We start from the raw sequence: 21,554 nt of genomic DNA on the forward strand, positions 1-21,554 counted from the left end.
TTATTTTGATATTCCGAAAAGCTCTCTAAGAGCTGCTTTTTCTTCTTCGCTTCTCTGGCCGCTTGCCGATTTGAGATCGATGATAGTCTTGTTATCTCTGTAATATTCCTGTTCCCACTTGTCCAGTTTCTTTCCTTTGGCTTTTTTATCTCGGATACTTACCACGGTCGCAAACGTGCCTTCGCCGATCTCCACGTAGAATGCAAAAAAAGTCCACCAGTGCAGATACTTCTGACCGCGCACATCTTTTCCGGCAACCTTATTGATAGACGGAATAATAATGGTTGCATCCTGTATCCAGTCCATTAATTTTGGCCTTTTTCGCTTTGTGTCCTCTGAAAATCCGCAGTCAATAAATTCACATGCTTTTTCTGATGCTTCTTCCCATTCGGTGGGTGGCATATCGTCAAAATCAATATAGAGGATAGCTAACATACTTATGACCTGTTCAGCCCTCTTTTCGTCCTCGGTCATATCTGGTTCGAAAATCTCGGGATCGTTCATACATTGCAAAATATCCAATACCACTCGGTAATCTGAGCGTATTGGATATTCTTTTCCTGCAACGTTGAGCGATGTCGGAAGGCTCCACGCGTCCATTATTTACGATATTTAGCAACGTATTTATTCATACGTGTTCGAACTTTCTTCGCCCTGTGTTCGGTCTCAGTTTCGATCACGCGGCCGATAGCGTCAACAACTTCTTCGAAAAACAGTTTTCCAGAAGCAAGCGGAGAGAACGGGCCTAAGATGCTGAAAAATGATTCTTTCGAATCCGATCCGATCAGATAGGAAAGCTCATCAGCAACCATGCTTTCAACCTTTTTAATGTCCACCGGTTCGTTTTCCGGCACTGAAAAGCTGTTCAGATGTTCTACAACCTCATCATATCGTGAGATAAGATTGGTGTCGGACGGTCGAAAATCAAATTTCCCGTATACATGGCCCTGCTTATTTTTGATATAATAAGTTTTTAAGCCATCATCAATAATGATGTCGTTACTCTGCGGTTTTACCAGTTTATTGCTCATCTAAAAGCTCCTTTCTATTCGTGTGTGATCTTACGCCAGGGATGTGCTTTTATCGGAAACTGGCGCTGCGCCCTCATTAAATTCCGGAGTTCCGGTTTTAAGAGAAGCTGCGCTTACGTATCCTTTGGTGAATTTCCCATCCTCGGAAACAGCAAACGGGATATTAAGGCCTGCAGTATCGCCGCCGTAAGACTGCGGTTTTACGATGACCTCACGCACGTACGCAAGATGATTGGTCGCCGCTGTGTCCTCCACGATGACTTCCAGCATAAGTGTTTTACAAGCATCGCCTTTTTTACGCTCGAGGGCAATATCTCGCAGCACCGGATACAGCTTGTTATCCGGATCAGCATAGAACGGGTCAGCGTCCATAGACGGCTCATATCCGTTGTCTCTCGTTTTTGTCTGTCCGAGAATGTTTTTGGTTGTTTCTGTGTCCGGGTTAAGCTCTACGGACATATCCTCGATATCGTCACCTACCAGCACCCAGCTTGCGGATGCCACGACTCTCTTGAAAGTCGAATCAAGGTAAGTGGCCATTGCTTCACGCTCAAGTTTAGACATGTTTTTTCCTTTCTACCGCGTAACTTTTCGCGGTCAGCGGCTGCCGAATCGGTGCCGGTATGATTATTTTTTGAATTTCTTTCGATATTTTAAGGACATACTGATAACCCAGTCTTCCACTTTGTTCTCTGCCACCGTATCAAGATAAGATGGCGTAAGGCGGGTTATAGATTCAATAGCTCTTCCTTCTGTAAGTGTCGGGTAAGAATCAAGATGATATTCTTTTCCATCCACCTGTACGGGCTGTTTTTCCAACCACTTCCCGAGAGTGTCCAAAAATTCCTTGATTTCCGTCTTGACTCCCGGCGTTGTAGGTGCGGAACGGTACACCACAAAAAACGGGTAATTACAGAGCTGATCTACCATCCCAGTGACCGATTTTTTTTCCGATGCGACAACCGCCCCGCTAACTGGATAGAATGCAATCCCTTCATCCTCTTTGAGCGACGAAAACTTGATCTTTTCGTTCGGCTGAAGTCCGGGGAAAATGTTCAGAACAGTTTCAAGTGCTTTTGTTACGATGTCATAACCGTCAACATCGTACGTAACGAGCTTTTTAACCTCCTCCGGCACGTTTCTTCACTCCTTTCACCCATTGCTTGCCGTGTGCCGCCTTTGCCGCGTCAAACCAGTGATCCGTTGCAGACGGATGCGCGGTTCTATCGAATTTCAGTGGTGTATCAGTAACAACTTTTTTTGCGCCAGGTCTCGCCCACGCTGAACGCGTCTCTGGATCAACCATAAGTTTTCCCTCGTACAGGAACCGTCCATACGGTGGAGCGCCTGCGCACACCTTTCCAGTGCCCTGCATGGATGCACTGCGCACTCTGGTTGCATCCACCATGATTCCGTCACGAAAAGGCATGTACGGGATCATATCATTCATAACCTGTCCATCAAGCCAGAACTGCGCTTCCTGGAACTGCTTGTCAAACCTCGTAAGGTCTACCTGTACCTTAACATGTCCATTCACGACCGAAAAACTGGGGAAATGTTTCGTATTGCTCATTATTTTCCCCCTATTTCAAAATGAGGAATAAGCCTGTACGGACCGCCTACATTGCTGATGGAAAACACATTATCGTATTTTTTGTTCATGTAGTCATAGAAGCCGCGGTCTACTCTGCTTGTGTATTCCGCGTCTTTCACCACGCCGTACATCTGCCGTTCAACAATTGTGGAAATCGGCCTTTTCTCGTGATCCTGCACGTATGCTCCGTTATTGTCGATAAGATAAGCCTGTTCTTTCTTGACGCAGTAATCGCCGAGCACGAAAAAATCTTCGTTAGCAAAAGTGATTGTTCCCGGGAGTTCTTCATTCGTCTGAGCTTTCCAGGCTTTCGGTGATAACCACTTCTTTCCCTGCACCATAATTGTGCCGTTATATGGCGTGTACGCCACGTGAAGGCTGGCCGTATCGGCACTGTCAATGCCGGTTCGGACAATATTTGCGACCTTATCCGTGATAAGATCCACATGCTGCAGCACGGTCGGATACCAGAATACATTCCCGGTTTGATCTTCGTACCGATTGAAAAGAGTTATGGTTTCATCATACATGGTTTCACCTACTTCTTATTCTTTACAAGCGCCGTTTCATATTGACCGCTAAAACGTGATTTTCCATTCGAGTACACGTATAGCCTTTGGGATTCGTAAGAGCATTTTCTACGGGTTTCCAGCCTTTAGGGGGGTATTGAAGCGTTTTACCGTCTTACCGTTTACAGTTTTCATCATTCCACTGTTGCTACCTCTTCCACCCATCTCACAACCTCATTCCTGCATACAGGACCGGAACGCCGTCATCCGTCATAACGCCCTGTAGATTTTCGAGAATAATCTGTGTCACGAGCACGTTTTCTACCTTTTTGTCCATCGCCGCTTGTCCGTAGACGCTGGAATTTGTACCGCTGGTTCCGGTCACGTAGGAGATGCTTTCACTGCCGGAAGAAATCGAAGAAACGGCCTTATTGATGACCGTTCCATCTTCTCTCTTTACGGTTCCTACTGTTTCCATCGCGGCATTTTTTACGGTGTCGATCTGAAAAAACGCATCCGCCAGTGTACAGACCGTTTTCTTGATCTTTTTCTGCGCCCGTTCGTTTTCCGGCAGCCCGTCTGCAAGCCGGTCGAATGTCAGAATATCAATTCGATCACTTGCCCGCTCGGCGTACCGCGGAAAGTCGGATTCTGGCACGGTATCGCCAAAATATGAAGTTATATAAAATTCATAGTCTGCATATGCCATGCCAGATACCTCCGTCAACCGTTGGACTTAATCAGTCCCATACGGATGTTTTTGTGATTGAATGCAAGTGACCAGTTCGCTTTTGCTCCGAGTTCCGCAGTGGTCGGGGATTCTTTTGCGATTTTATTTGCATTGATTGAGAATCCGTTCGGATGCAGTACGTAGCCCTGTTTTGTGTAGAGCTTGCGAATACCGGCTTTGGTTTCCGGATCGTAGTCTGCATAGTACGGGTTCTCGTAGTTAGTCTTATCACAAGTGAGCACCGTTCCAGATCCGATCATATAGCTCTTATAGATCGGAACATCTGTAGATGTGTCTACAGTGAAGCGATCAGATACAACCGGAATGAATCCGCCGATCGTCGGAAGCTCAACATCTCGTTCGATAGCATTTGTGATTGTGTACTTGTTGTAATCAACCAGCCCCATAGCCTTGTATCGAGCATAGATGTAAGAGTTAAGGACCAGCAGACCCATATTCTCGTCTGCGTCTCCAACTGCTTTCTGCTGCGCGAAAATCAGTGTTGTATCATTGATTTTGTTTGCATCGGTTACGGTTGTAACCCCAGAAGATGCCGTCGCCGAAAGATCAGTAACATGGTCTTTCATCCCGTCCAGTGAAAGAACCGCATCAACAATAGACATGAGATCACGGGTTCTTACCTGTCGATAGAATCCAGCAACGGAATTCGCAACATGCGTCATCGGGTCAGCGCCGGTCAGCTCCTTTGTGAAATCCTGGGCTTTCCATGCTTTCATACGCTGGGTCAGCATACAAGTCTGTTTCTTTCCGCTGATCTCTGTCGGGGTGTTGTCGGTTTCACCATCATTGTTGAGCGCGTGAGATTCATCTTCATCAATCGGAATATAGAACGGAAGTGTTGCAACGTTTCCTTTTGTTCCGATCAGATCCATGATCGTCTGATCCTGTACAAGGATTCCAGACGCTAAGATTCGGTCATTCCAGGTCGGCTGCTCGCTCATGTAGTCGGAGAACACCTCCGGATCAAACGAAAAGCCGCCAAAAGTACCAGTTCTTGGCATTGTGTTTCCTTTCTACCGCGTAACTTTTTGCGGTCAAGCGTTATCGCGTGATAACGGTGTTATTTCGAGAGTGCTTCGTACAGCTCGGGATCTTCTTCTCTTAATTTGAGTCTTTCATCAAGATTCATTTTGCGGAAAGTTTCTTTCGTAATCTCGCCGCCATTGCCGCCGGTTGTAGGCTGTGTGAACTTTGCTGCATTGCTCTTTGCCTTTTTGGCTCCGGCATCCGCGAAAATCCCTGCTTTCTGTTTTCCGTCCTTGTCGGTAATCATCTCTGTGAAGATATCCGAAATAGACTTTCCTTTTGCAGAATCAGCATCCAGCGCTTTTGTAAGCTCTGCGCGGTAGTAGTCGGCAGTAATATCGTTCAAAAACTCGTATTTCTTCGCTCCCTTTTCGTCTGTAGCCGTCAAGAAATCATTTACCTGTTTTTCGACTTCTGCCTTTCTGGCATCTGCTGCCCGTCCAGCTTTCTCTTCGTTGAGCTGTGTGGTGAGGGTTGTAACTTTCGTCTGTAATTCTTCGACGTTCACGTCTTTGAATCCCTCCAGCTCTTTCTGCACATCGTCCAGCGAGTTCTTGTACTCATCACGCTTTGTAACTACCTTGTCATAATCTGATTTGGTCCGATAGTTTTCTTCCATCTTCTTTTTCAGATCTGCTTTTTTGTCTTCCGGAATCTCGATTTCGAGTTCTGAAAGAATTGCTTCGTAATTCTGCATTTTCTATCCTCCTAAACGTTGTTTTTAACTGCCCGTCGGCAGTAATGGATTTAGGCAGATCAACCTCTGCCGGGGTAATGGGAAAATAGGATTCGAACCTATCAAGCAGTCCAAAGATCCAGCATCTTATGGCAGAATCAAGGGGGATGATGCCAGCTTTCCATTACTGTTTCCCAATTGTGTAATTCATAGCAATAAGAAACACGCCGCGTTTTCAGAAAGGCTTGAGGAACGGAAAACGCGGCATATTTCAGACACGTTCCGAGCCTTGTGCAGGCTCTTAACAGGATCCCCTAGAACGTCGAAAGGAGGTGAATTGAACATCAAAATGACTTACAAGCCCATCCCAACTTCTTTTCACGCTCCTATCGTACTACATATGATATTTTTCGTTGTACCCATCTTGTTGTCATGAATCAGCAAGTTTTCGAATCTGCTGCATGATAGCCTGTCTTTCGTCGCGGAAATCCGCATCAAGAATCATCGCTTGCAACATATCGAACACCTCAACCATCAGGCGGCCGACGGAATCCATAAGCTTATCTTTGTGCGCCGCGTCTCCGTGTTCCTGGTACGCCATTTTTGCCGCAATGTATTCGTCATACAATGCATCAATATTCTTATCATATTTTCCGTTGCTGTACTTCTTAATCAGTGTCTCTGATGCATCCATCATGACAGATGGAATGCTCTCACACTCCATTTTCCGAATATTGCACAGTGTGGTTGTGATTTTGAACATTGCGTCAAGGTTATCTGTTGTAAGCTTCTGCATCGCAGACTTTTTTTCTCTTTCAAGCTGATCTTCCAGCACTTCTTTCACGTTTCCCATCATTCAACCTCGATTCCTTTCATGCGTTTTTTGTATTTTTCGTTCAATTCTTTCTGCGAATCAGTGATATGGACCATATCATAGCCGGTCGAGATCAGATCAAGAATAATTTTGTCAACCTCTTTCAGTTCATCGCCCACATCATCTATCAGCGAAGTTACAAGCATGAAATCTTCCACATTTCCTTTTTCAAGTAGCGTTGCGGCATAGCTCTGATATACCGCTTTTGTCTCCTCTTCCCATTCACGATAGGCGGAAAATCCATCCTCTACGGCTTTCTGCTTAGTGCCTTTTCCGACGGAAATACTTTTTGCGGCATACCATCGTCCGGAATCATTTTAACCTCGCCAGAAAACGCATCTGGAATAATTTTCCCGTGCCGTTCGATATAATATCGGCACACTTTACGGCGCTCAAGGCTTTCTGCGATGTGCTGGTACTCATGTATCCGTTTGTAACCTTTCAGCCCGAGAAAATCGAAATAATCTGCCATCTGGCCGTGCATCATGATAGCTGCCACGAAGCGGCTGTTGATTTCCGAAAAAATAGCATCCGCATCTGTTACGTCTGTTTTGCTTCGGAAAGTAATCATGATTCGTCACCCCCTACGCAACTTTTTTGATGATGAGGTTCGCGTCTTTTACCAGGACTTCGGTTGTAGAAATATTTCCGACTGATACAGTAAGGCTTGTTCCTGCCGGTACAGGGATTAGCGTGTCCGCGCTCACATTCTGATAAGTGTTCGCAGTAACTACGGTATAATCCATCTCTGTTCCTCCAACCGCTTCTCCGTTCAATTTCAGCGTAAGCACGGTCGCGCCCGCTGCCGCCGCTGTTACGTTTCCGTTGAACTGTAATTCTACCGCGATAGGAAGGTTCGTCCGGTTCGTGATTGTGAAAATTCCGCTTCCCTCGATGTGGTTCAGCCATCCGCTGGAGCATCCACAACGACGGGATTTTACGCGGGTATTTGTGAATACAATATTCTGTCCTGCTGCTACTGTCTGTTCTGCTTTGGCAATTACATTTAACATAATTTTTCTCCTTCTTTTAACAAAACAGGGGTAAGCTCCACGCCTACCCCTGCAATTTTGCACAACTACTATTTCGTAGATTTGGAATCTTCCAACATGCTGATTATTTTATTTTGGTTTTCGATGATCCGGTCAAGGTACTTTCTGTCCTGTTCCTGTAGGTGTTTTGCGATATCCGCATTGCTTGCCTGTGACAGGTCGCTCTGATAATTCATCGCCTGCAGGAATACACCGAACAGGTTCAGAAGATCGAGTGCGGACAGCTCGCTTGTGTTCATCACAGCACGTTACCGCCATTTCCGCAGCATCCGCCGTATCCTGTCATGTTGTACGCAAAATACGGGGAGCATGTAAGATAAGCCGGTGTAGGTGTCGGGCGTACCGCATCAATGATTGTACGGGTCTGCGAAACCTGTGAAATCTGATTGTACGCGTTCTGCAGATCGCGGTCACGGTCTGACAGCTTATCCCTGAGTGCCTGGATGGTGTTTTCCTGCATCATCTGTCTGGTTGCGTTTCCGTCGGCCAGAATGCTCTCTTTGATGTCACAGCAACACTGTGCCATCTGAGCCTGCATATTCTGTGCCATGAGTGCCGCATCATATCGGCTCTGCAGGATCTCTTTCTGTGTTTCACAGCAACAATTCTGCTGTGCCGCCTGCACCTGCTGTAAGCCGAGCTGATTGGTATACCGGTTTTCCAGTACGTCTCTCTGCGTCTGGCAAGCTGTGTTGGAAACGTTCTGATTGGTATTGAAAATGTCACGTTTGACAAATTCATCAGAAATGAAATTGTCCTGCACGCCAGTCTCAACGCCGCCACGGTTCCATCCGCCCATCATCGGGAACAGAAATGCCAGCAGAATAATCCAGATCCACCAGCAGCCACCGCCCCAGTCATCGTCATTGTTTCTCGTTACGGCTGCTACATCAGCCGCGCTAAGTCCCATTGTTCCATCTGTCATGGTTCTTTCTCCTTATCCTTCTATTTATTAAGGCTGTGCACCGCCCTAATATCTTATTTCATCAGCCCAGAGAACTGCCCCGGGTCCATCCCGTTCTGTCTGCACATGTCCTCGAATACCTGCTTTGGGTTCTTACCTTTGCACATATCCATAGCTTTCTTGACGTTCGGGTTAGTCTGCGCCATCTGTTCTACTGCGGCCTGCGGGTTGCCCGCCTGTTTGAGCTTATTGACCATCTGCATAGCCTGCATCATCGCGCCCATCGGGTTGTTACCGCCGCCCATATTGCCTATCATGCTCATTAATGGATTCATACGGGTTCCTCCTTATTCTCCGGCTTTTCGCCTAATCGCGTCAGCAGAGCGTCAAATTCCTGCCGCGTAACATATTCTTGTCTTTCTTCTTTCGGCTGGCTCTGTGCCGGGTTTAGGGCTTCTGGCGAGATCTCGGCGAACTGAAATACCTTGAAAGTCGCGCTTCCCATTCCGTCCACAGACTTAACGTAGAACACAGGGCTGTTGTTGTCCATCATCCAGGCAGTGTGTCCAGGCTGGACAATCTGATTTCTTGCGCCCTCGATACCTGCAACCTGTATCCAATTTACGTTGCTGGTCTGCGCCTGCTGCTGTTGCTGACTTTGTGGTGCATACATGCTCATCTGCTGGTTTCTCGCCTGTTCCAACTGATTAATTCTCTGCTGCAACATTGCCTGTTCGTTCGCAAATGCTTGCGGGTCAATATACGGATACATATTCATTCCTCCGTTCTCTTTCTACCTTTATTTTAGGCGTAAAAAAAGGACTCTGACAGTTCGTCAAAGTCCCATAAAAGGCTCAAAAAAGATTTATTAGTTAGCGTAGACAATTCTTTTGCCATAACGCATCGCACATTCATGTTCAATTGTGCAACCATTGTATTTCTCCCAATCTTTGCAAAAATAAACCACATCAGCTTTCCCTAATAATTTTAAGCTTTCCCCCAAATACCACAATGGGGTTGCATCGTGCGGTGCACCCTTAAAAAACGAGTCAATCACTTCCACATTTTTAAATTTTGAAATAGCATTTTCCCGCTCTGCCAAAATTTCTTCATCTGTTTTACCTTTCATAGGCTGTGAAATAAATAATTTCATGCTTTTTACCCTCTTTCTTTGATAAATTTAACATACTTTTACGATTTTTGTATTTACGTTTCTACTGATCCGTTTTGCCGTAGAAACAGAAATGTTCATTAGTTCCGCACACTTTTCAAGCGGAATATTCCTACTCCGATAATCAAAAAGTGTACGTTCGTCACGCGTAAAATTACAATACGTGCGAAAATATTCCAGCTCCGGTACTGTGAATTCATACACTTTCAAGATAAGCCCTCTTAATTTTTCTTGTCGGTCATCGCATTTACAAGTTCTTCCCTCGTTTTTTTTAAGCCCTCGATGTTGTTCCCTGTAATCTTATTTTCGATCAGATTGAACATGCTCCTCATTATCAGATTCATATCATCTCGTTGGGTGCGGATAGAGGTATAATCTTTCTCAAGTTTTGACTTGATATCCTTGATATCCTCCTCCATCGTCTGCATCCTCTTTTCCAGATCCCTCTCTGGCTTTTTGAATTTCTTCCATGCTCCGGTCAGAACCACAATCGCGCCACCTACTGTAGTTATCCAGCCGCAGAGAATCATGATTTGATTAATCGTCTCAATCATCTGCTTTTTCCTTTTTGCGTTTTTGATATCGCCGTGCATCCGCTGCGGCTCTTGCTGCCTGTTTTCGGTCCCAATGGGCTATTTTCAATCGCTCATCATAAGGGCGCAGGTTGTTGTCTTCGCAAAACTTGCGATATGCTTTATTTTGCTTACTAAGCAAATTAGCTTTTTGCTCTGTTCTACATTGCAATTTGCTTTTCGTCTCATCGTCGCTTGCGTTTTCTATAGCAAATTGCAATGTTTGAATTTGCCTTTTGCTGTTTCGTATTCTGCGCTCCAACAATCGTTGCCGCTTCTGTGCTTCTTCAACCTTACGATTATCTGCGTATGAGATGTTCTTAGCGTCAAATGGGTTGTTCTTTCCGTCTCCCGATCCGAAGCTATGACGGCAATTCCAGCCACCCAGCCCCTCGCCGGTGCCGTATCCGGTCACCTCGTAGAAATTCGGGTATTTCTTGTTTTTTCCGGTTCGGGAATAGAATCGTCCTTGCCACCAAAGATGATTTCCCGGGTTCTGCCCGCCGTCTCCCGTTCGTGCGCCTACATGAGCAGAAACAAGAATAATATCCCAGTCCATCTCCTCCATCCGCGCTTCTGATACATCGCACGCCGCCTGCGCTATACCGGTGCGTACGATGGTCATGGTCGCAGATTCAAGGCTCTGCCGGTATCCTGTCGGGTACTTGACTGTCAGCCCCTCCTCGGACACTTTCTCGATCAGATCAGCCACCACAGCGCCGTAAGACTCTCCGCCGCTCAGAACCCTGTGATAGGCGCTGTCAAGCTCGTTGATAAAAAGTCTCTGCGCTTCTTCTGCGGTCGTCCGGGTGAAGTTCCGCCATGTGCCCGCGGTCGCCTTATAGTCTCTTTCCAGTACGCGCATCAGTGTGGGGGAAAGAAGAAGCGGCGTAGGTACCAGCCCAGCCGCCTTATATACCGCGTCGTCCCACTTGAGCGTCTGTATTCCCGCGTCAACGCAGGCTGATTTGATCTCTGATAGCTGCTGATTGGTCGCCTTTGCTATCTCTTTCTGGATATCTTCCAGCAGATAGCCAGCTTCCTGCAGTGCTTCGATTCTCCACTTGTCCGCCGCCGTCAGCATGTAGTTTTCGCCGCGTTCCATGCGTGTTAAAATCGCCTTGACGATCTTCCGCATGATCCGGTTGTGTAAATCCTCTGTGATGGCTTCTGCGCCCTCTGCCGCGTGCTGCAGATACTCCGGGGTAAGCATGTCTTATTCCTCTTTCTGTGCCTGTTTGATGATCTGGTTTGCTCCGGTGCTTGCTAATCCGCTGACAATGCCGACGGCTACCGCATTAAGCACGTCATGCGCCGGAAAGTCCGGGATTGTGTACATACCAACAACGCCAAGCACCGCTCCCGCCAATCCTACTGCGCACGGAATCCACTTGTTGCTAATATCCGTTGCTTTCATCACCATGCCTACCAGATAGCAGACTACTGTGATGCATACTACTGTTGCTACTCCACTCATATCCATGTTATCATTCCTCCTTATATTTGCTGTCAAAAAGCTCATCCTCTTTCGGAGTGGCTTCTTCGACCATTGCCTTTGCGTCTTCCTCCGAGAATCCCTCGAACTTGACGAAATACATCCACGCCGGTACTTTTCCGGCATTAACGTAATTCCACCAGCGTGCGCGGTCCTCCTCGCGGTTGTACGTAATATCGCCGAAATCATACGTTACTTCGTACTCTCCCGCCGGACTCTCGCCGTACAGATCCGCATAGACGCTCAGCGCGTAATAGACGGCATCCATGCACTTCTCGAGCTGATCCCGAACATCCTTGATGTATTGGATCGTCCGCCGGTCATCGGATTCAACCTGAGTTGCTGTTACCATACCGGTTTTTTGGTCGAACACGAAATAGCCGTTGGAGAATCCAGCCTTATAGCCGATCTGCGACAATAACGCATTGATTCCCTTAACCCTCACTTCTGTGTTGAGTGTCGGGTTGATTTCCTGGTAGAAAGAATCCGGCCCATCGCCGTAGACGTTTCGAACGTACTTCGGCAAGTTCTTTGTTGCGGCAGCTCCCGGGTTCACCTTATTAACCGGCGTGCCAGCCGGAGACAATAACCGATCATCTGCTAGAACGATTCGTTCACTGTCATTGATTTCTCCGGTCATGCGCGAGTACGCGACATCAAGGTCTTTCAGTTCTTCCAGAGCTTCGGCATATACCGGCAGGCCGAGTGGCGTAGACTTATCTACGTTATTCGCCTGCGGTGTCACGAACACGCCGAACATCGGACCGTCCAGGCTTTCTCCGTTCGTTTTCAAGATCGGCGGGGAGTCTGCCATAAGCTCAGACCATTTCGTATCTTTCAGCGCCACCGGATCGCCGATTGAATCGGGAGATTTCGACCGATACGCCCGGTTGGAAATATAGTAAGGGCGTACTGTTTCCTCGCCCTGCTTTTCTTCTGCAAATCGGTGATACTCCAGCCGCGTGTAGTACCATTTTCCTTGCGTGTACGTATCTTTGAATATCATTCCGGTGATATTCTGGTTGTCATAATCGGTTATAAGCACTTCATCAGGTGTGAATACATCCAACGTCTTCCCGTTCGGCTTGATGACTACCGTGCCATACGCACAGCCATATTCCACCCATTTGCGGATACTAAAAAACACTGCATCCGTCTGTTGCTGCAGCCATTCCGCCCGTTCTGATCCCTCGATTGTGATTTTGATTGCTAATGTCGCAAGCCGCGCTGTTTCGGAGCTTAACGATTTTGCAAAATTGATTGTTCGGATGCCGTTTTTTACATCTTTCCACGGCGGTTCTCCGGAATAAACAGCCGCGCATTTTTTAATGACCGTATCCATTACCGGGGATTCGATCGTATCAACGTTAAACGTCTGCTCCGCTTCGCTTCGAAAAAACATGCTTAGCCACCTCTTAATAGTTGTTATCAGTCCCATTCCTAGCCCTCTGTCACTTTTCTGCCGCACATCGGGCAGTAATTGACATTATGCGGCGTTCCATCGATGCTTCCGGCCGCTCGTGTCTCAACCATCGTCTTACGGATCAGCTTGCACTGATAGATGTACCGTGCACGCTGATCGAATCTTTCTAATGTTTTCCAGTTCTTCAGCTCATCGCAAAATTCGCACATTATGCACTATACCCCCTGCGCATTGATATTGGAGATGTAGCATACCTGAGAGAATCTATCCAGTGATCGTCACCGTCTGGATAATCTGCTATCACTTCTCCGTTTGCATCAATTTCATGTTCGTACTTGATGATTTCTTTGTATGCTCGTGGTGTCCGTGCCGGATCAATAACAATCGTTCTGCACTGGAGCCATTCGAAAGTATATTTTCGGCTGCCCGGAGTAACAAGCGCTCTTCTAGCCGGAAGTCCTGCATCTCGGAAGTCTACTATGCTTTCCTCTTCGTCTACACCACAGTATATAGAATAATCATCATAGCTCTTATCTTTGATCTGCTTCGCCATGGCGGTATTTCTGATCTTACATCCGCCCAGTTCGTCAAGCAGATACACTTTTTCTTGATTAGGCATATAAGCCGCCCGAATAAATGCTTTCGGATCCGGATACCAACCCCAGTCTTGTCCCTGGTAGATAGACTGGAATTTCTGTATTTCCTCATCCGTAATGGTTCTGATTTCAAGAAGCTCAAATACATTCGTTCCAAGTCCAACCGGAATACCGAGATACTCATGCTTATACGCGCGTTCGTTGGTCTTTTTGAGGTGTTCTGCATCGTCAATGAACTGTTGCCCCAACCATTCAACAGGAACGCTTGTGTAATCGCTCTTGTGCCTGTAACTGTCGTCTCGTGGTTCTTCAACGTATACGTTCGCCCAGTTGCTCCGGCTGATCGGCGGATTGAATGTTTTGAATACAACGAACTTATCGCCACCACGCAGTACGGACTGCTGTACGGTTCGGATTTCTTCGATTCCAGCGAACTCGTCAAGTTCCTCAAACCACAGATATTTAAACCATCCGCGGCTTGCCTTGATTGATTTCGTTTTCTTTGCCTTATCCAGTCCGCGAAAGATGATCTTTTGTCCAGTCGGCTTATAAGTGTACTGCATCGGGCTTACACTCGCCGACCAAAGATCATTCACACCAAGTGCATCAATCCCCCATGCGATCTGCTCAAACACCGATTCTCGCAGGGTATTCCCAACTTTTCGGAATATCACAGCATTTGTATGCTCTCCTTTTTCCGCGTCCATCATCATCCCGAGCGGAATTTCAATACCTACAAATGATGACTTTGTGGATCCGCGTCCTCCGTACAGGTCATAATAAGTGTGGTTGCCGTCAAGAATATCCCAATGAACAGCATAGAAAGCAGGCGCGATGATGTCAGTTAGATTTACTGCGTTTACGCTGCTTTCCATTCTTTCCCTCCGGTCGTGGAATATTGTTGATGATCGTAATGCCCTCGCCGCCTGCTTTCGTTTTCTCAGTCAGCTCAATTCGCTTCATAAGCTCCCGGCCTGCCGCCATTCTGGTATCAATAGACACTTCAAGCCCAAACTGATCCTTTATTTCACCTCGCATAACCGAAGTATAAAATTCCTGTATTTCCTTGATAGTTGCGACCTTTTCGCTCTCTACTTGCTCTTCCAGATGGCGTAAATACTCTCTAACATTCGGCTTTTTTAAGTTCTCGCTTGCCATTTGCGGTGCTGTCTTCTCAGAATACCCCGCTTTTCTTGCCGCTTCCGCCTTATTCCCGCATTCCATCAGCTCATGGCAGAAATCTTTTTGTTTTTTTGTTACGCTCATCTAATCACCTCTGTCTATTGCCATTCTTGCAGTGACCTCCACATATCTACCAGACAGTTCAGCAAATCGAGCTGTGATGCTGTTCTGATGATCTGATAGTCCATTTGTTTCCATACACCAGCTTTTCCGAGAAAATCAACAGGGGTTGACAGTATATACATGGTTATCATCCTCTCTTGCTCCTTTGAATAGAACTGTGTTGTCCCTATCTTCACGATTTGCCCGTTCTTCACTAGCGCACGTTGCAATTTTTTAATGATCGCGTTTAGGTTTGCCATAATGTCCTCCCCGTCCTACCGATCAGTTTTTCTTTACCCAACTCTTTGTTTTACCGTCCCACCGAAAGCCTTTTTCTTTCAGTGTTCCGCGTAAGTTGTAGGTTTGCCCGGATACGCTACTTACCTTATCCCAATTGATTCCATAACTCTCAACTCCTCGAGAATCATGCCAGCTCACAATACCGTGCTTAATTTTATACGTTACGTCCTTGGTGTTTGCTTTCGGGTTACTATTATCAAACGTTCCATATGCTTTTACAATCTCAATTCCACCTTTTTCGTTCTTTCTCTCCACAGCTTCAAAGACGTCATCTCCATAATGTGCTCCGTAGATTGAATTTCTGCGGTAATAGGTCGTAATCGTCTGCTCTTTTGCTTTCGGGTCCAACGTGGATTGGCTTTTCCTGCCTATTCCACTTGCCCCCCCTCGTCCGCCCATATCGTTTACCTCTTCAATTTCTTTCCTGTTTTCCAGTCTATGCCGCGTTTTGTAAGCGTTCTTCTGGCTGCCTGCACGGATTCGTTATCCGAATGACCTTTCGCGGTTTTCAGTAACTTATCATACTTACCTGGTTGTGTAATTTGCCCAGATGCAACTTTTTGATTGTATTCCTTAATTGCTGATTCTCGCTTTGCGGCGTACTCTTCTCTTGCTTTTGCAGCATCTTTTTCTAATTTTTTCTGCTGTCGCTGCGTCATTCCATGAGGAATACGCATCTTATCTACCATGTAATCACTTATAGGAGAGGAAAGTCCTCTTTTCCCCAGAAACTCCTCTAATGATTGCTTGGTGCTTCTGTTTTGTAAGTTGCTGCTACTTCCGCGCCCCCCCCCCATCTAGGTTCCCTCCTTCTTGTATCTCTCCTGAAATGCCGCGACCTTTTCCACGTCCCCTTCCAGTTCTTCCGGAACTTTCCCGAAGAAGATCACGCGCTCCGGTGATAATCGTTTCATCATTTCTTCATATCCCCGCAGGAATGCCGCCTTTTTCGCCTTGCTGTTCTGCGTTCCCACACTGGATACTGCCACCACGCTTCCCACCGGCTCGCCATCAAAGCACCACTCGAACGAGCTTTCATCGCTCCATGCGATCGTAGGTATTACACGCAGTCCATTCATCTGCATATATGCCGCGCACCAGTGTTTTCTGTAATGGTTGTAAATCTGCATGGCTTTCGGAAAGTCCGTGTACATGCTGAAATCCGGTGAAAGCACGTAGTCATAGTCTCTCAGTACCTCAATATACCTGTCCGGGTTGTTCCATATACGTTCGAACTGGTAGTCATCCAGGAAGAAATGAACGCCTTTCCCGGCTCTTTTCGTTGTGTTGGCCGCGTAGTTGAATCCGATCCACTCACACGGCTTGTATTCTTCCGGCATAATTTCGGGGATTCCGTACTCTCCCACGCCGGAGAAGATCATTTTCTCGAGATTGTCATAAGTCTTGTTTGTAGGCATAAAAATCACCCCCATACTAATACACTTCTATTCTTAGTGTACTGGTATGGGAGCTTTTCATTGTACCCTTTTTGTGCTTAACATCAGATTATTTTTCCGTTTCTTCGGATTTTTTCTCCTCTGATGGCCAAAGATCCACATCATAACCGTTTTTTACGATAACGTTTTTATCTGTGATACTTACAATCAACTCATTTTCTTTCGTACGCACCAAAATTTCGCTTACTTCTTTCCCTCCGATTATCATTCTAACTCCTTCCCATGCAGAAGCAGCAATCTATACAGCTCCTCGATTGTCTTCCGCCTGTATCCCTGGAAATCTTTCCGCTGCATTGGGATGTACTGCACCTGGCTGATTCGGTCATACCCAATTCCAAGCGTCAGATTCGCGAACAGGGCGCTCGATATCTCTGGGCAAGTCTTCTGTGCGGCCTGCAAGATAAGATTCTGGTCGTAGTCGTGCGCGTTTCTGCAATATGATACGATCTTATCCCCAAGTTCTTTCGAAATCCCGTAATCTTTCAAAAATGTGCTCCGAATACTCATGGTGCAGCTCCTTTCTGCGTTACGCTTCTTTTACTTCATCTCTTAACTGGCAGAATTTGTAGGTGACGCAATACTCTCCCACACTGAACACCGCAATATGTGTCGAGATATCAACCAAAGTTGCATCGCTCCACTGATACGAATTTACGTTGCCATCCGCGATTGACGGGCGGCGGATCTTATACCTGTTCCCTATCACAAGCTCTTCTTTCGTCATTCTGTCTTCACTCCTCCGGCATATCCATATACCAAGCTTTTTCGATTTCATCCACTAAATACACAGCAACTCCTGCGTTGCATAACGCACTCTGCGTTGCGATCATGTCCAAAACTTCCATTGCTCTTTCTTCTGTTTTGTAAGTTCCAAGCTGTTCGAATTGGTCTGCGCAGATTTTAAAACAACCTCCAACCGTCTCAGCCACATAAAGCACTCTGCAAGTATCAATATTGAAGATTGCTTTCTTGTCCTGTCTTCTAATCAGCATCATCTTCCTCCTCTTCTTCTGGCATTTGATATACGTATTCCTCTGCAAGAGCTTGATATACCGTTTCACGGAGGTCGCCAATCCATCGCCCCAGATGATCTCATCCGCTTTACAACATCCAATCTGCTCAGCGATTTCATCAAGGACCTTTTCTTCTTTTTTTTTGGTTTTATAGACTCCCAATACGCCCGCTCTTGTCTCAATAGCGTACCGGCCATCCGATCCGCAGAACATACGGAAATCATTTCCGTATGTATCTACCACAAGATCTTTGTTTTGACTCTTAATTATCATTCTTCCTCCTTTTTCCTCACGCAAACCTCAACTGTCCCTGGCTGTCATCGATATTCAGATTCGGCACCCGCTCCCCTACTTTTAGGTATGGGCAGTTTGCTTCTACCAGCTTTTGCGCCATGATCGGCACCACGCTGTTCCCGATCCGCGCCACCTGTTTCGCTACCGGTCTCCCCAGTGCCATCTCAATGCCAACGGATGCACCGCCTCCGCCAGCAAAGCAATCTATAATCAACTCTTTCATTTCAGAAAATCCTCCAAACTCATCTGCACCGTCGGAATGTCCTCCCACTCCACGCCGATATAGTCCAGCACCCTTCCCCAGCCATATTTTTCGCCAGTGTTTGGATCTGTGCAACAGCGATACATCCAGAATTCCCATTCTTTCGGGTTGCGCTCCCGGAGCTTGTCAAACCGATGCGGCCGCTGCTCCAGATGAATTCCAAAACCGCACATGCTACAGCCGGTTCTCTGTGCTCCTGTTGTGTATAGTTCTCCATTCTGCCGCTTCGCTATCGTTCCATAGATTTCCGGTACGATGGATTCCAGCGGAACATATTCTTTCGGACTTCCGTCCTTATTCCGGCCGTATGGCTGCGCATGATACAGCTTCTCGAACAGCGCCAGATGATCATGGTACCAGCGGTCCATATCCAGAGCCAACTGCAGGATATCCTGCCGCATAAAGATTGCAAAGGGAGCAGATCGCGTCACGGTCTTTCCGTAGTAATTGCAACCATGATCGATCAGCGCCTCTTCACGCTGTCCCCCTTCGCTTGCCATGATTCCAAGGTAAGGACTGCTGTTATGGTTCTTCGCCCAGTCGTCGCAAGGTTTCTCTTTTAGCCAGTAACAACACTCGTTCGAAATTTTAATGTCCGGCTCAGGCTTGCCATAGTTGACACCCTCGTTCTCGTTTTCATAACCACCAAACAATCTCAGCCATTTCTGCGGCAACTGCATGCGGCTGTTTTTGGCATAATGCCCCTGAGCACCGCATTCGCCGGTGATAATCGCATGCCGCACCGTTTTATTGTTTTCTGTCGGGTTCTGTAGCGTATTGATCCGCCCGGCGATCTTCTTGCTAATAACCGGAAATCCAATCTCATTCAAGATCGTGACCTTGCTCTTATACGATTTTACAATCTCAAGTCCCAGCGCTCTATGTACCTTTTGGATGCTCTGATCCTCAATGCCAGACACTGTAATTCCTGTAACGTGAATGCCGAGGCTGTGCAACCAGATATACAGCGTAATACTGTCCAATCCACCTACGATCACATGACAGTTCTTATCCTGACTTTCCATCTCTGCCCAGAACTCCCATGCTCTTCTGGCTTGGCGACGAAGTTTCACTTCATACGGCAGATTCTGCTTTGCCGTGAAGATTGCTCTCTGTACCTTTTTCTGTTTTTTCCATTCTTCTGTGCTTAATTCTCCCATTTCATTCAGAAGCCCGGTATACCCTTGCCCCGGCCGGAGGCTGGCTCCTTTCTTTGTGTTTTTTATTTTTTATGTTTCTTGTTCCACTTGTTCAGAAATTCAATTTGCTCCTCATCCTCTTTCGGATCTTTTTTCCGATCCGGCGGGTCAAGCATTAGTTTTGCTGACGCGAGAATCACCGCGCAGAACAGAACAATTCCGATGATCTCCATTCTCTTTTCCTGCCTTTCCGAGAATCTGTTTTCTCGTTTTATCCCATTCTTTCAGAAGAGCATCCGGGAAATTGTTTTTATCGTATTTCTTTTCTTTCATTCTTCCGCCCCTCCAAAGCCAAACTCTTTTGCGAGATCCATATCCTCAAATTCCAGCGTCGCGCCGGTCTTTTCGTGCAGCTCCTCGTACATCTTAGCCAGACCTACACTGTTCATCTTCCGTACTGCCGCAGTGTAGTTGTCCATGTACCGGTCAAGCGCCTTTTTGTACCCCCATGTCTCATAGATCGCCAGTGCCGAGCACACGACGTTCGCCGCGCTGATGCAGTCCTCTGCTTTCAGCAGCTTTTCCTGTGCTTCTTTCTGGTAGGCTTCGGACAGGTTTCTCTGCATCCTGTCCACCCATTTCCGCAGGATTTCGAGCTTGACACCTGTGATCCCGCTTACCTCTGCGGCTGTCATCGTCTCAGGGCTTAACCGCGTTGACGGCTTTTTCTTCAATTTATTGCTCATAGGTCCCTCCCCTGTCCTTTTCTTAGCGTTTCATCATCTGGAAGAAGCAAAACGCTACTGTTGCGCAGATAATTGCTGTTTTGATTACTGATACCATGCTTAACCTCCTGTCAATGCCTGCTCAAGCGCCGTGAAATCATAGTCACGCTGGTTAAAATTATTGAATTTGTTTTCTTTCTGCTGCTTCGTCGGCTCTCTTTTTCCCGGCTCATAATTCGCGTCGAGATAATCCAAGTAACCAGAATTGAAAAAGGTACTGCCGTACTGCGGCTTTCTCCAGTCCTCCTTTTCCAGTTCCGTCTTATACCTCTGAATTGCTCTCTCAAGCTCTTCATGCCCGATTTTAAGCAGTTTTTTCTTTGCTGTATCACTTACCTGCCCCTTGCCTTTTTTGTTCGGATACAGGCTCCACAACCGCTCGAAAAGAATCTTTGCTTCTTTGGTTTCCTCCGCCTTTTTCGACGGCTTCGGTTCTTCTGGTTCTTCGTGTTCCTCTTGCTTCTCCTCTACCGGCGGTGGTGTTTCCTGCTCCACAGCTTCTATTTTCGCCTGTTCCCTGTACCGCGCCTGCCGCTTCCGGTTGCTCGCCCGGATCTGTTCCAACGCGGCTACGTTCTGATGTTCTTCCCATCCAGGGATCAGAAGCGTGTTTTCCTCGTTTCGGCTTATCATTCCCATACTTTCCAGCGCTTTCATGGCTACCAGAATAGTACTTTCTGGGAATCCAAGCTCATTTGCGAGCATCGCCGGAGTATACGGGATGTTTTCGGTAAGGAAAATATATCCATTGGAATTGCACCGCCCTGCCAGAGTCAGCAGCATGACCCAGATAAGAACGATGTTGTTTCCCTCCGGCAGGCCGCGCAGATACTTGATCTTTCGATTATCGAACATGTCTATCGACATCTTAACCCACTTAACCTCGCCCATCGTCCGCACCTTCTTTCAGACTCATTCCCGCTTCGTATTCGCGGAATATTGTCATCCAGTCGTCGAGTTCCATCGTGACCAGGATCTTATGATTGTTTCTTTTGTGAAATACTGCGGGCAAAACGTCTTTTCCACTTTCTTTCGCGTCGTGTTTCGCCTGATCCATCCAATCATAGAGCTGCATTCGCTCTTGATGTTTCGCTTCCACGTGGATTCCAGGGAGGCCTACAACATCGGATGCGTCCCCGGTGTTCCCGCAGTATTGCGCGGTCCGGCGGGACTCCGTGTAGCCATACTCCCGGAACTTTCTGGAAAGCTCCAACTCGAAGCGTTTCCCTTTCTGTTTGCTGTTGATCGGCATTTCTGCCCCTTTCCGGCGGCTCCAGCCAGCCGCCTTTTTGTGACGTATAAAATTTTGAACCATACTGAGATACTCTGTTGACAGTTCCATGCTG

General features: G+C 46.9%; 39 protein-coding genes. All 39 read right to left on the bottom strand.

Annotated features, from left to right (window positions below; translation table 11 throughout):
• The gene (locus tag DW965_RS14440; RefSeq protein WP_119198509.1) at nt 1-600 is read right to left on the bottom strand and encodes a Gp15 family bacteriophage protein; all 600 of its coding nucleotides are present in this window, start codon (nt 598-600) and stop codon (nt 1-3) included.
• Nucleotides 600-1,031 (bottom strand): hypothetical protein, encoded by a 432-nt coding sequence (locus DW965_RS14445; RefSeq protein WP_119198510.1) that lies wholly within the window; start codon nt 1,029-1,031, stop codon nt 600-602. The genes DW965_RS14440 and DW965_RS14445 overlap by 1 nt, the downstream gene beginning before the upstream one ends.
• A 30-nt stretch (nt 1,032-1,061) precedes the next feature.
• On the bottom strand, nt 1,062-1,595 hold the full coding sequence (locus tag DW965_RS14450; RefSeq protein ID WP_119198511.1) for a hypothetical protein: 534 nt from the start codon (nt 1,593-1,595) through the stop codon (nt 1,062-1,064).
• Between the two features lie 63 nt (nt 1,596-1,658).
• Complete coding sequence (locus tag DW965_RS14455) at nt 1,659-2,168, bottom strand: hypothetical protein (protein WP_119198512.1); 510 nt, start codon at nt 2,166-2,168, stop codon at nt 1,659-1,661.
• Nucleotides 2,152-2,604 carry a minor capsid protein gene (locus DW965_RS14460; RefSeq protein ID WP_243036646.1) on the bottom strand — a complete coding sequence of 151 codons (453 nt, stop codon included), beginning with the start codon at nt 2,602-2,604 and terminating at the stop codon, nt 2,152-2,154. Before DW965_RS14460 ends, DW965_RS14455 begins: the two co-directional genes overlap by 17 nt.
• The gene (locus DW965_RS14465) at nt 2,604-3,155 is read right to left on the bottom strand and encodes a hypothetical protein (protein WP_119198514.1); all 552 of its coding nucleotides are present in this window, start codon (nt 3,153-3,155) and stop codon (nt 2,604-2,606) included. Before DW965_RS14465 ends, DW965_RS14460 begins: the two co-directional genes overlap by 1 nt.
• A 205-nt stretch (nt 3,156-3,360) precedes the next feature.
• Complete coding sequence (locus DW965_RS14470; protein WP_119198515.1) at nt 3,361-3,843, bottom strand: hypothetical protein; 483 nt, start codon at nt 3,841-3,843, stop codon at nt 3,361-3,363.
• Nucleotides 3,844-3,857: 14 nt separating this feature from the next.
• Nucleotides 3,858-4,886 (bottom strand): hypothetical protein, encoded by a 1,029-nt coding sequence (locus DW965_RS14475; protein WP_119198516.1) that lies wholly within the window; start codon nt 4,884-4,886, stop codon nt 3,858-3,860.
• A 59-nt stretch (nt 4,887-4,945) separates the two neighbouring features.
• Nucleotides 4,946-5,608, bottom strand: a complete 663-nt coding sequence (locus DW965_RS14480) for a phage scaffolding protein (RefSeq protein WP_119198517.1) — start codon at nt 5,606-5,608, stop codon at nt 4,946-4,948.
• Between the two features lie 409 nt (nt 5,609-6,017).
• Nucleotides 6,018-6,443 (bottom strand): hypothetical protein, encoded by a 426-nt coding sequence (locus DW965_RS14485; protein WP_119198518.1) that lies wholly within the window; start codon nt 6,441-6,443, stop codon nt 6,018-6,020.
• Nucleotides 6,440-6,607, bottom strand: a complete 168-nt coding sequence (locus DW965_RS19160) for a hypothetical protein (RefSeq protein ID WP_158582869.1) — start codon at nt 6,605-6,607, stop codon at nt 6,440-6,442. Before DW965_RS19160 ends, DW965_RS14485 begins: the two co-directional genes overlap by 4 nt.
• A gap of 101 nt (nt 6,608-6,708) precedes the next feature.
• The gene (locus tag DW965_RS14490; RefSeq protein WP_119198519.1) at nt 6,709-7,032 is read right to left on the bottom strand and encodes a hypothetical protein; all 324 of its coding nucleotides are present in this window, start codon (nt 7,030-7,032) and stop codon (nt 6,709-6,711) included.
• 13 nt (nt 7,033-7,045) lie between these two features.
• The gene (locus DW965_RS14495) at nt 7,046-7,474 is read right to left on the bottom strand and encodes a hypothetical protein (RefSeq protein ID WP_119198520.1); all 429 of its coding nucleotides are present in this window, start codon (nt 7,472-7,474) and stop codon (nt 7,046-7,048) included.
• Between the two features lie 68 nt (nt 7,475-7,542).
• On the bottom strand, nt 7,543-7,755 hold the full coding sequence (locus DW965_RS14500) for a hypothetical protein (protein WP_147398801.1): 213 nt from the start codon (nt 7,753-7,755) through the stop codon (nt 7,543-7,545).
• On the bottom strand, nt 7,752-8,438 hold the full coding sequence (locus tag DW965_RS14505; protein WP_118660108.1) for a hypothetical protein: 687 nt from the start codon (nt 8,436-8,438) through the stop codon (nt 7,752-7,754). The genes DW965_RS14500 and DW965_RS14505 overlap by 4 nt, the downstream gene beginning before the upstream one ends.
• A gap of 53 nt (nt 8,439-8,491) precedes the next feature.
• Nucleotides 8,492-8,752 carry a hypothetical protein gene (locus tag DW965_RS14510; RefSeq protein WP_119198522.1) on the bottom strand — a complete coding sequence of 87 codons (261 nt, stop codon included), beginning with the start codon at nt 8,750-8,752 and terminating at the stop codon, nt 8,492-8,494.
• Complete coding sequence (locus DW965_RS14515; protein ID WP_158582871.1) at nt 8,749-9,195, bottom strand: hypothetical protein; 447 nt, start codon at nt 9,193-9,195, stop codon at nt 8,749-8,751. The genes DW965_RS14510 and DW965_RS14515 overlap by 4 nt, the downstream gene beginning before the upstream one ends.
• A gap of 90 nt (nt 9,196-9,285) precedes the next feature.
• On the bottom strand, nt 9,286-9,570 hold the full coding sequence (locus DW965_RS14520; protein ID WP_119198524.1) for a DUF4406 domain-containing protein: 285 nt from the start codon (nt 9,568-9,570) through the stop codon (nt 9,286-9,288).
• Between the two features lie 239 nt (nt 9,571-9,809).
• Nucleotides 9,810-10,142: a CTP synthase gene (locus tag DW965_RS14530; RefSeq protein WP_147398491.1), complete on the bottom strand. Its 333-nt coding sequence runs from the start codon at nt 10,140-10,142 to the stop codon at nt 9,810-9,812.
• The gene (locus DW965_RS14535) at nt 10,135-11,373 is read right to left on the bottom strand and encodes a phage minor capsid protein (RefSeq protein ID WP_119198526.1); all 1,239 of its coding nucleotides are present in this window, start codon (nt 11,371-11,373) and stop codon (nt 10,135-10,137) included. Before DW965_RS14535 ends, DW965_RS14530 begins: the two co-directional genes overlap by 8 nt.
• A 3-nt stretch (nt 11,374-11,376) precedes the next feature.
• Entirely contained in the window at nt 11,377-11,643 is a 267-nt protein-coding gene (locus tag DW965_RS14540) for a phage holin family protein (protein WP_118660096.1), read from the bottom strand.
• A 4-nt stretch (nt 11,644-11,647) separates the two neighbouring features.
• Complete coding sequence (locus tag DW965_RS14545) at nt 11,648-13,057, bottom strand: hypothetical protein (RefSeq protein WP_243036647.1); 1,410 nt, start codon at nt 13,055-13,057, stop codon at nt 11,648-11,650.
• Nucleotides 13,058-13,095: 38 nt separating this feature from the next.
• The gene (locus DW965_RS14555) at nt 13,096-13,287 is read right to left on the bottom strand and encodes a hypothetical protein (RefSeq protein WP_119198529.1); all 192 of its coding nucleotides are present in this window, start codon (nt 13,285-13,287) and stop codon (nt 13,096-13,098) included.
• Nucleotides 13,287-14,549 carry a PBSX family phage terminase large subunit gene (locus DW965_RS14560; protein WP_119198530.1) on the bottom strand — a complete coding sequence of 421 codons (1,263 nt, stop codon included), beginning with the start codon at nt 14,547-14,549 and terminating at the stop codon, nt 13,287-13,289. The genes DW965_RS14555 and DW965_RS14560 overlap by 1 nt, the downstream gene beginning before the upstream one ends.
• Nucleotides 14,515-14,940, bottom strand: coding sequence for a terminase small subunit (locus DW965_RS14565; protein ID WP_119198531.1), 426 nt, complete (start codon nt 14,938-14,940; stop codon nt 14,515-14,517). Before DW965_RS14565 ends, DW965_RS14560 begins: the two co-directional genes overlap by 35 nt.
• A gap of 14 nt (nt 14,941-14,954) precedes the next feature.
• Nucleotides 14,955-15,218, bottom strand: coding sequence for a hypothetical protein (locus tag DW965_RS14570; protein ID WP_119198532.1), 264 nt, complete (start codon nt 15,216-15,218; stop codon nt 14,955-14,957).
• Between the two features lie 22 nt (nt 15,219-15,240).
• A complete protein-coding gene (locus tag DW965_RS14575; protein WP_147398802.1) occupies nt 15,241-15,657 on the bottom strand; it encodes a hypothetical protein in 417 nt (138 codons plus the stop codon).
• Nucleotides 15,658-15,662: 5 nt separating this feature from the next.
• The gene (locus DW965_RS14580; protein WP_199681662.1) at nt 15,663-16,055 is read right to left on the bottom strand and encodes a hypothetical protein; all 393 of its coding nucleotides are present in this window, start codon (nt 16,053-16,055) and stop codon (nt 15,663-15,665) included.
• Complete coding sequence (locus DW965_RS14585) at nt 16,056-16,676, bottom strand: DUF4417 domain-containing protein (RefSeq protein ID WP_119198553.1); 621 nt, start codon at nt 16,674-16,676, stop codon at nt 16,056-16,058.
• An 88-nt stretch (nt 16,677-16,764) separates the two neighbouring features.
• Entirely contained in the window at nt 16,765-16,923 is a 159-nt protein-coding gene (locus DW965_RS19165) for a hypothetical protein (protein ID WP_158582875.1), read from the bottom strand.
• Nucleotides 16,920-17,222: a hypothetical protein gene (locus tag DW965_RS14590; RefSeq protein ID WP_119198534.1), complete on the bottom strand. Its 303-nt coding sequence runs from the start codon at nt 17,220-17,222 to the stop codon at nt 16,920-16,922. The genes DW965_RS19165 and DW965_RS14590 overlap by 4 nt, the downstream gene beginning before the upstream one ends.
• Before the next feature lie 19 nt (nt 17,223-17,241).
• Nucleotides 17,242-17,439, bottom strand: a complete 198-nt coding sequence (locus DW965_RS14595; RefSeq protein ID WP_118660082.1) for a hypothetical protein — start codon at nt 17,437-17,439, stop codon at nt 17,242-17,244.
• A 7-nt stretch (nt 17,440-17,446) separates the two neighbouring features.
• Entirely contained in the window at nt 17,447-18,001 is a 555-nt protein-coding gene (locus tag DW965_RS14600) for a hypothetical protein (protein WP_119198535.1), read from the bottom strand.
• Nucleotides 18,002-18,017: 16 nt separating this feature from the next.
• Nucleotides 18,018-18,245, bottom strand: a complete 228-nt coding sequence (locus DW965_RS14605; RefSeq protein WP_119198536.1) for a hypothetical protein — start codon at nt 18,243-18,245, stop codon at nt 18,018-18,020.
• Entirely contained in the window at nt 18,242-19,444 is a 1,203-nt protein-coding gene (locus tag DW965_RS14610) for a hypothetical protein (protein WP_119198537.1), read from the bottom strand. The genes DW965_RS14605 and DW965_RS14610 overlap by 4 nt, the downstream gene beginning before the upstream one ends.
• 62 nt (nt 19,445-19,506) lie before the next feature.
• Nucleotides 19,507-19,656, bottom strand: coding sequence for a hypothetical protein (locus DW965_RS19170; RefSeq protein ID WP_158582877.1), 150 nt, complete (start codon nt 19,654-19,656; stop codon nt 19,507-19,509).
• Between the two features lie 96 nt (nt 19,657-19,752).
• On the bottom strand, nt 19,753-20,169 hold the full coding sequence (locus DW965_RS14615; protein WP_119198538.1) for a hypothetical protein: 417 nt from the start codon (nt 20,167-20,169) through the stop codon (nt 19,753-19,755).
• Between the two features lie 99 nt (nt 20,170-20,268).
• Nucleotides 20,269-21,099 carry a phage replisome organizer N-terminal domain-containing protein gene (locus DW965_RS14620; protein WP_119198539.1) on the bottom strand — a complete coding sequence of 277 codons (831 nt, stop codon included), beginning with the start codon at nt 21,097-21,099 and terminating at the stop codon, nt 20,269-20,271.
• Nucleotides 21,086-21,550, bottom strand: a complete 465-nt coding sequence (locus DW965_RS14625) for a putative PDDEXK endonuclease (protein ID WP_330421213.1) — start codon at nt 21,548-21,550, stop codon at nt 21,086-21,088. Before DW965_RS14625 ends, DW965_RS14620 begins: the two co-directional genes overlap by 14 nt.
• Nucleotides 21,551-21,554 lie beyond the last annotated feature (4 nt).

It is taken from the genome of Blautia sp. AM47-4 (assembly GCF_003479865.1).
GTDB lineage: Bacteria > Bacillota > Clostridia > Lachnospirales > Lachnospiraceae > Fusicatenibacter > Fusicatenibacter saccharivorans.

Excerpts from the sequence above, each read along its gene's own strand:
- DW965_RS14440 (WP_119198509.1), bottom strand. The coding sequence starts at position 600 with ATGGACGCGTGGAGCCTTCCGACATCGCTCAACGTTGCAGGAAAAGAA.
- DW965_RS14445 (WP_119198510.1), bottom strand. The coding sequence starts at position 1,031 with ATGAGCAATAAACTGGTAAAACCGCAGAGTAACGACATCATTATTGAT.
- DW965_RS14450 (WP_119198511.1), bottom strand. The coding sequence starts at position 1,595 with ATGTCTAAACTTGAGCGTGAAGCAATGGCCACTTACCTTGATTCGACT.
- DW965_RS14460 (WP_243036646.1), bottom strand. The coding sequence starts at position 2,604 with ATGAGCAATACGAAACATTTCCCCAGTTTTTCGGTCGTGAATGGACAT.
- DW965_RS14465 (WP_119198514.1), bottom strand. The coding sequence starts at position 3,155 with ATGTATGATGAAACCATAACTCTTTTCAATCGGTACGAAGATCAAACC.
- DW965_RS14470 (WP_119198515.1), bottom strand. The coding sequence starts at position 3,843 with ATGGCATATGCAGACTATGAATTTTATATAACTTCATATTTTGGCGAT.
- DW965_RS14475 (WP_119198516.1), bottom strand. The coding sequence starts at position 4,886 with ATGCCAAGAACTGGTACTTTTGGCGGCTTTTCGTTTGATCCGGAGGTG.
- DW965_RS14480 (WP_119198517.1), bottom strand. The coding sequence starts at position 5,608 with ATGCAGAATTACGAAGCAATTCTTTCAGAACTCGAAATCGAGATTCCG.
- DW965_RS14485 (WP_119198518.1), bottom strand. The coding sequence starts at position 6,443 with ATGATGGGAAACGTGAAAGAAGTGCTGGAAGATCAGCTTGAAAGAGAA.
- DW965_RS19160 (WP_158582869.1), bottom strand. The coding sequence starts at position 6,607 with ATGCTTGTAACTTCGCTGATAGATGATGTGGGCGATGAACTGAAAGAG.
- DW965_RS14490 (WP_119198519.1), bottom strand. The coding sequence starts at position 7,032 with ATGATTACTTTCCGAAGCAAAACAGACGTAACAGATGCGGATGCTATT.
- DW965_RS14495 (WP_119198520.1), bottom strand. The coding sequence starts at position 7,474 with ATGTTAAATGTAATTGCCAAAGCAGAACAGACAGTAGCAGCAGGACAG.
- DW965_RS14505 (WP_118660108.1), bottom strand. The coding sequence starts at position 8,438 with ATGACAGATGGAACAATGGGACTTAGCGCGGCTGATGTAGCAGCCGTA.
- DW965_RS14510 (WP_119198522.1), bottom strand. The coding sequence starts at position 8,752 with ATGAATCCATTAATGAGCATGATAGGCAATATGGGCGGCGGTAACAAC.
- DW965_RS14515 (WP_158582871.1), bottom strand. The coding sequence starts at position 9,195 with ATGAATATGTATCCGTATATTGACCCGCAAGCATTTGCGAACGAACAG.
- DW965_RS14520 (WP_119198524.1), bottom strand. The coding sequence starts at position 9,570 with ATGAAATTATTTATTTCACAGCCTATGAAAGGTAAAACAGATGAAGAA.
- DW965_RS14530 (WP_147398491.1), bottom strand. The coding sequence starts at position 10,142 with ATGATTGAGACGATTAATCAAATCATGATTCTCTGCGGCTGGATAACT.
- DW965_RS14535 (WP_119198526.1), bottom strand. The coding sequence starts at position 11,373 with ATGCTTACCCCGGAGTATCTGCAGCACGCGGCAGAGGGCGCAGAAGCC.
- DW965_RS14540 (WP_118660096.1), bottom strand. The coding sequence starts at position 11,643 with ATGGATATGAGTGGAGTAGCAACAGTAGTATGCATCACAGTAGTCTGC.
- DW965_RS14545 (WP_243036647.1), bottom strand. The coding sequence starts at position 13,057 with ATGTTTTTTCGAAGCGAAGCGGAGCAGACGTTTAACGTTGATACGATC.
- DW965_RS14555 (WP_119198529.1), bottom strand. The coding sequence starts at position 13,287 with ATGTGCGAATTTTGCGATGAGCTGAAGAACTGGAAAACATTAGAAAGA.
- DW965_RS14560 (WP_119198530.1), bottom strand. The coding sequence starts at position 14,549 with ATGGAAAGCAGCGTAAACGCAGTAAATCTAACTGACATCATCGCGCCT.
- DW965_RS14565 (WP_119198531.1), bottom strand. The coding sequence starts at position 14,940 with ATGAGCGTAACAAAAAAACAAAAAGATTTCTGCCATGAGCTGATGGAA.
- DW965_RS14570 (WP_119198532.1), bottom strand. The coding sequence starts at position 15,218 with ATGGCAAACCTAAACGCGATCATTAAAAAATTGCAACGTGCGCTAGTG.
- DW965_RS14575 (WP_147398802.1), bottom strand. The coding sequence starts at position 15,657 with ATGGGCGGACGAGGGGGGGCAAGTGGAATAGGCAGGAAAAGCCAATCC.
- DW965_RS14580 (WP_199681662.1), bottom strand. The coding sequence starts at position 16,055 with ATGGGGGGGGGGCGCGGAAGTAGCAGCAACTTACAAAACAGAAGCACC.
- DW965_RS14585 (WP_119198553.1), bottom strand. The coding sequence starts at position 16,676 with ATGCCTACAAACAAGACTTATGACAATCTCGAGAAAATGATCTTCTCC.
- DW965_RS19165 (WP_158582875.1), bottom strand. The coding sequence starts at position 16,923 with ATGATAATCGGAGGGAAAGAAGTAAGCGAAATTTTGGTGCGTACGAAA.
- DW965_RS14590 (WP_119198534.1), bottom strand. The coding sequence starts at position 17,222 with ATGAGTATTCGGAGCACATTTTTGAAAGATTACGGGATTTCGAAAGAA.
- DW965_RS14595 (WP_118660082.1), bottom strand. The coding sequence starts at position 17,439 with ATGACGAAAGAAGAGCTTGTGATAGGGAACAGGTATAAGATCCGCCGC.
- DW965_RS14600 (WP_119198535.1), bottom strand. The coding sequence starts at position 18,001 with ATGATAATTAAGAGTCAAAACAAAGATCTTGTGGTAGATACATACGGA.
- DW965_RS14605 (WP_119198536.1), bottom strand. The coding sequence starts at position 18,245 with ATGAAAGAGTTGATTATAGATTGCTTTGCTGGCGGAGGCGGTGCATCC.
- DW965_RS14610 (WP_119198537.1), bottom strand. The coding sequence starts at position 19,444 with ATGGGAGAATTAAGCACAGAAGAATGGAAAAAACAGAAAAAGGTACAG.
- DW965_RS19170 (WP_158582877.1), bottom strand. The coding sequence starts at position 19,656 with ATGGAGATCATCGGAATTGTTCTGTTCTGCGCGGTGATTCTCGCGTCA.
- DW965_RS14615 (WP_119198538.1), bottom strand. The coding sequence starts at position 20,169 with ATGAGCAATAAATTGAAGAAAAAGCCGTCAACGCGGTTAAGCCCTGAG.
- DW965_RS14620 (WP_119198539.1), bottom strand. The coding sequence starts at position 21,099 with ATGGGCGAGGTTAAGTGGGTTAAGATGTCGATAGACATGTTCGATAAT.
- DW965_RS14625 (WP_330421213.1), bottom strand. The coding sequence starts at position 21,550 with ATGGAACTGTCAACAGAGTATCTCAGTATGGTTCAAAATTTTATACGT.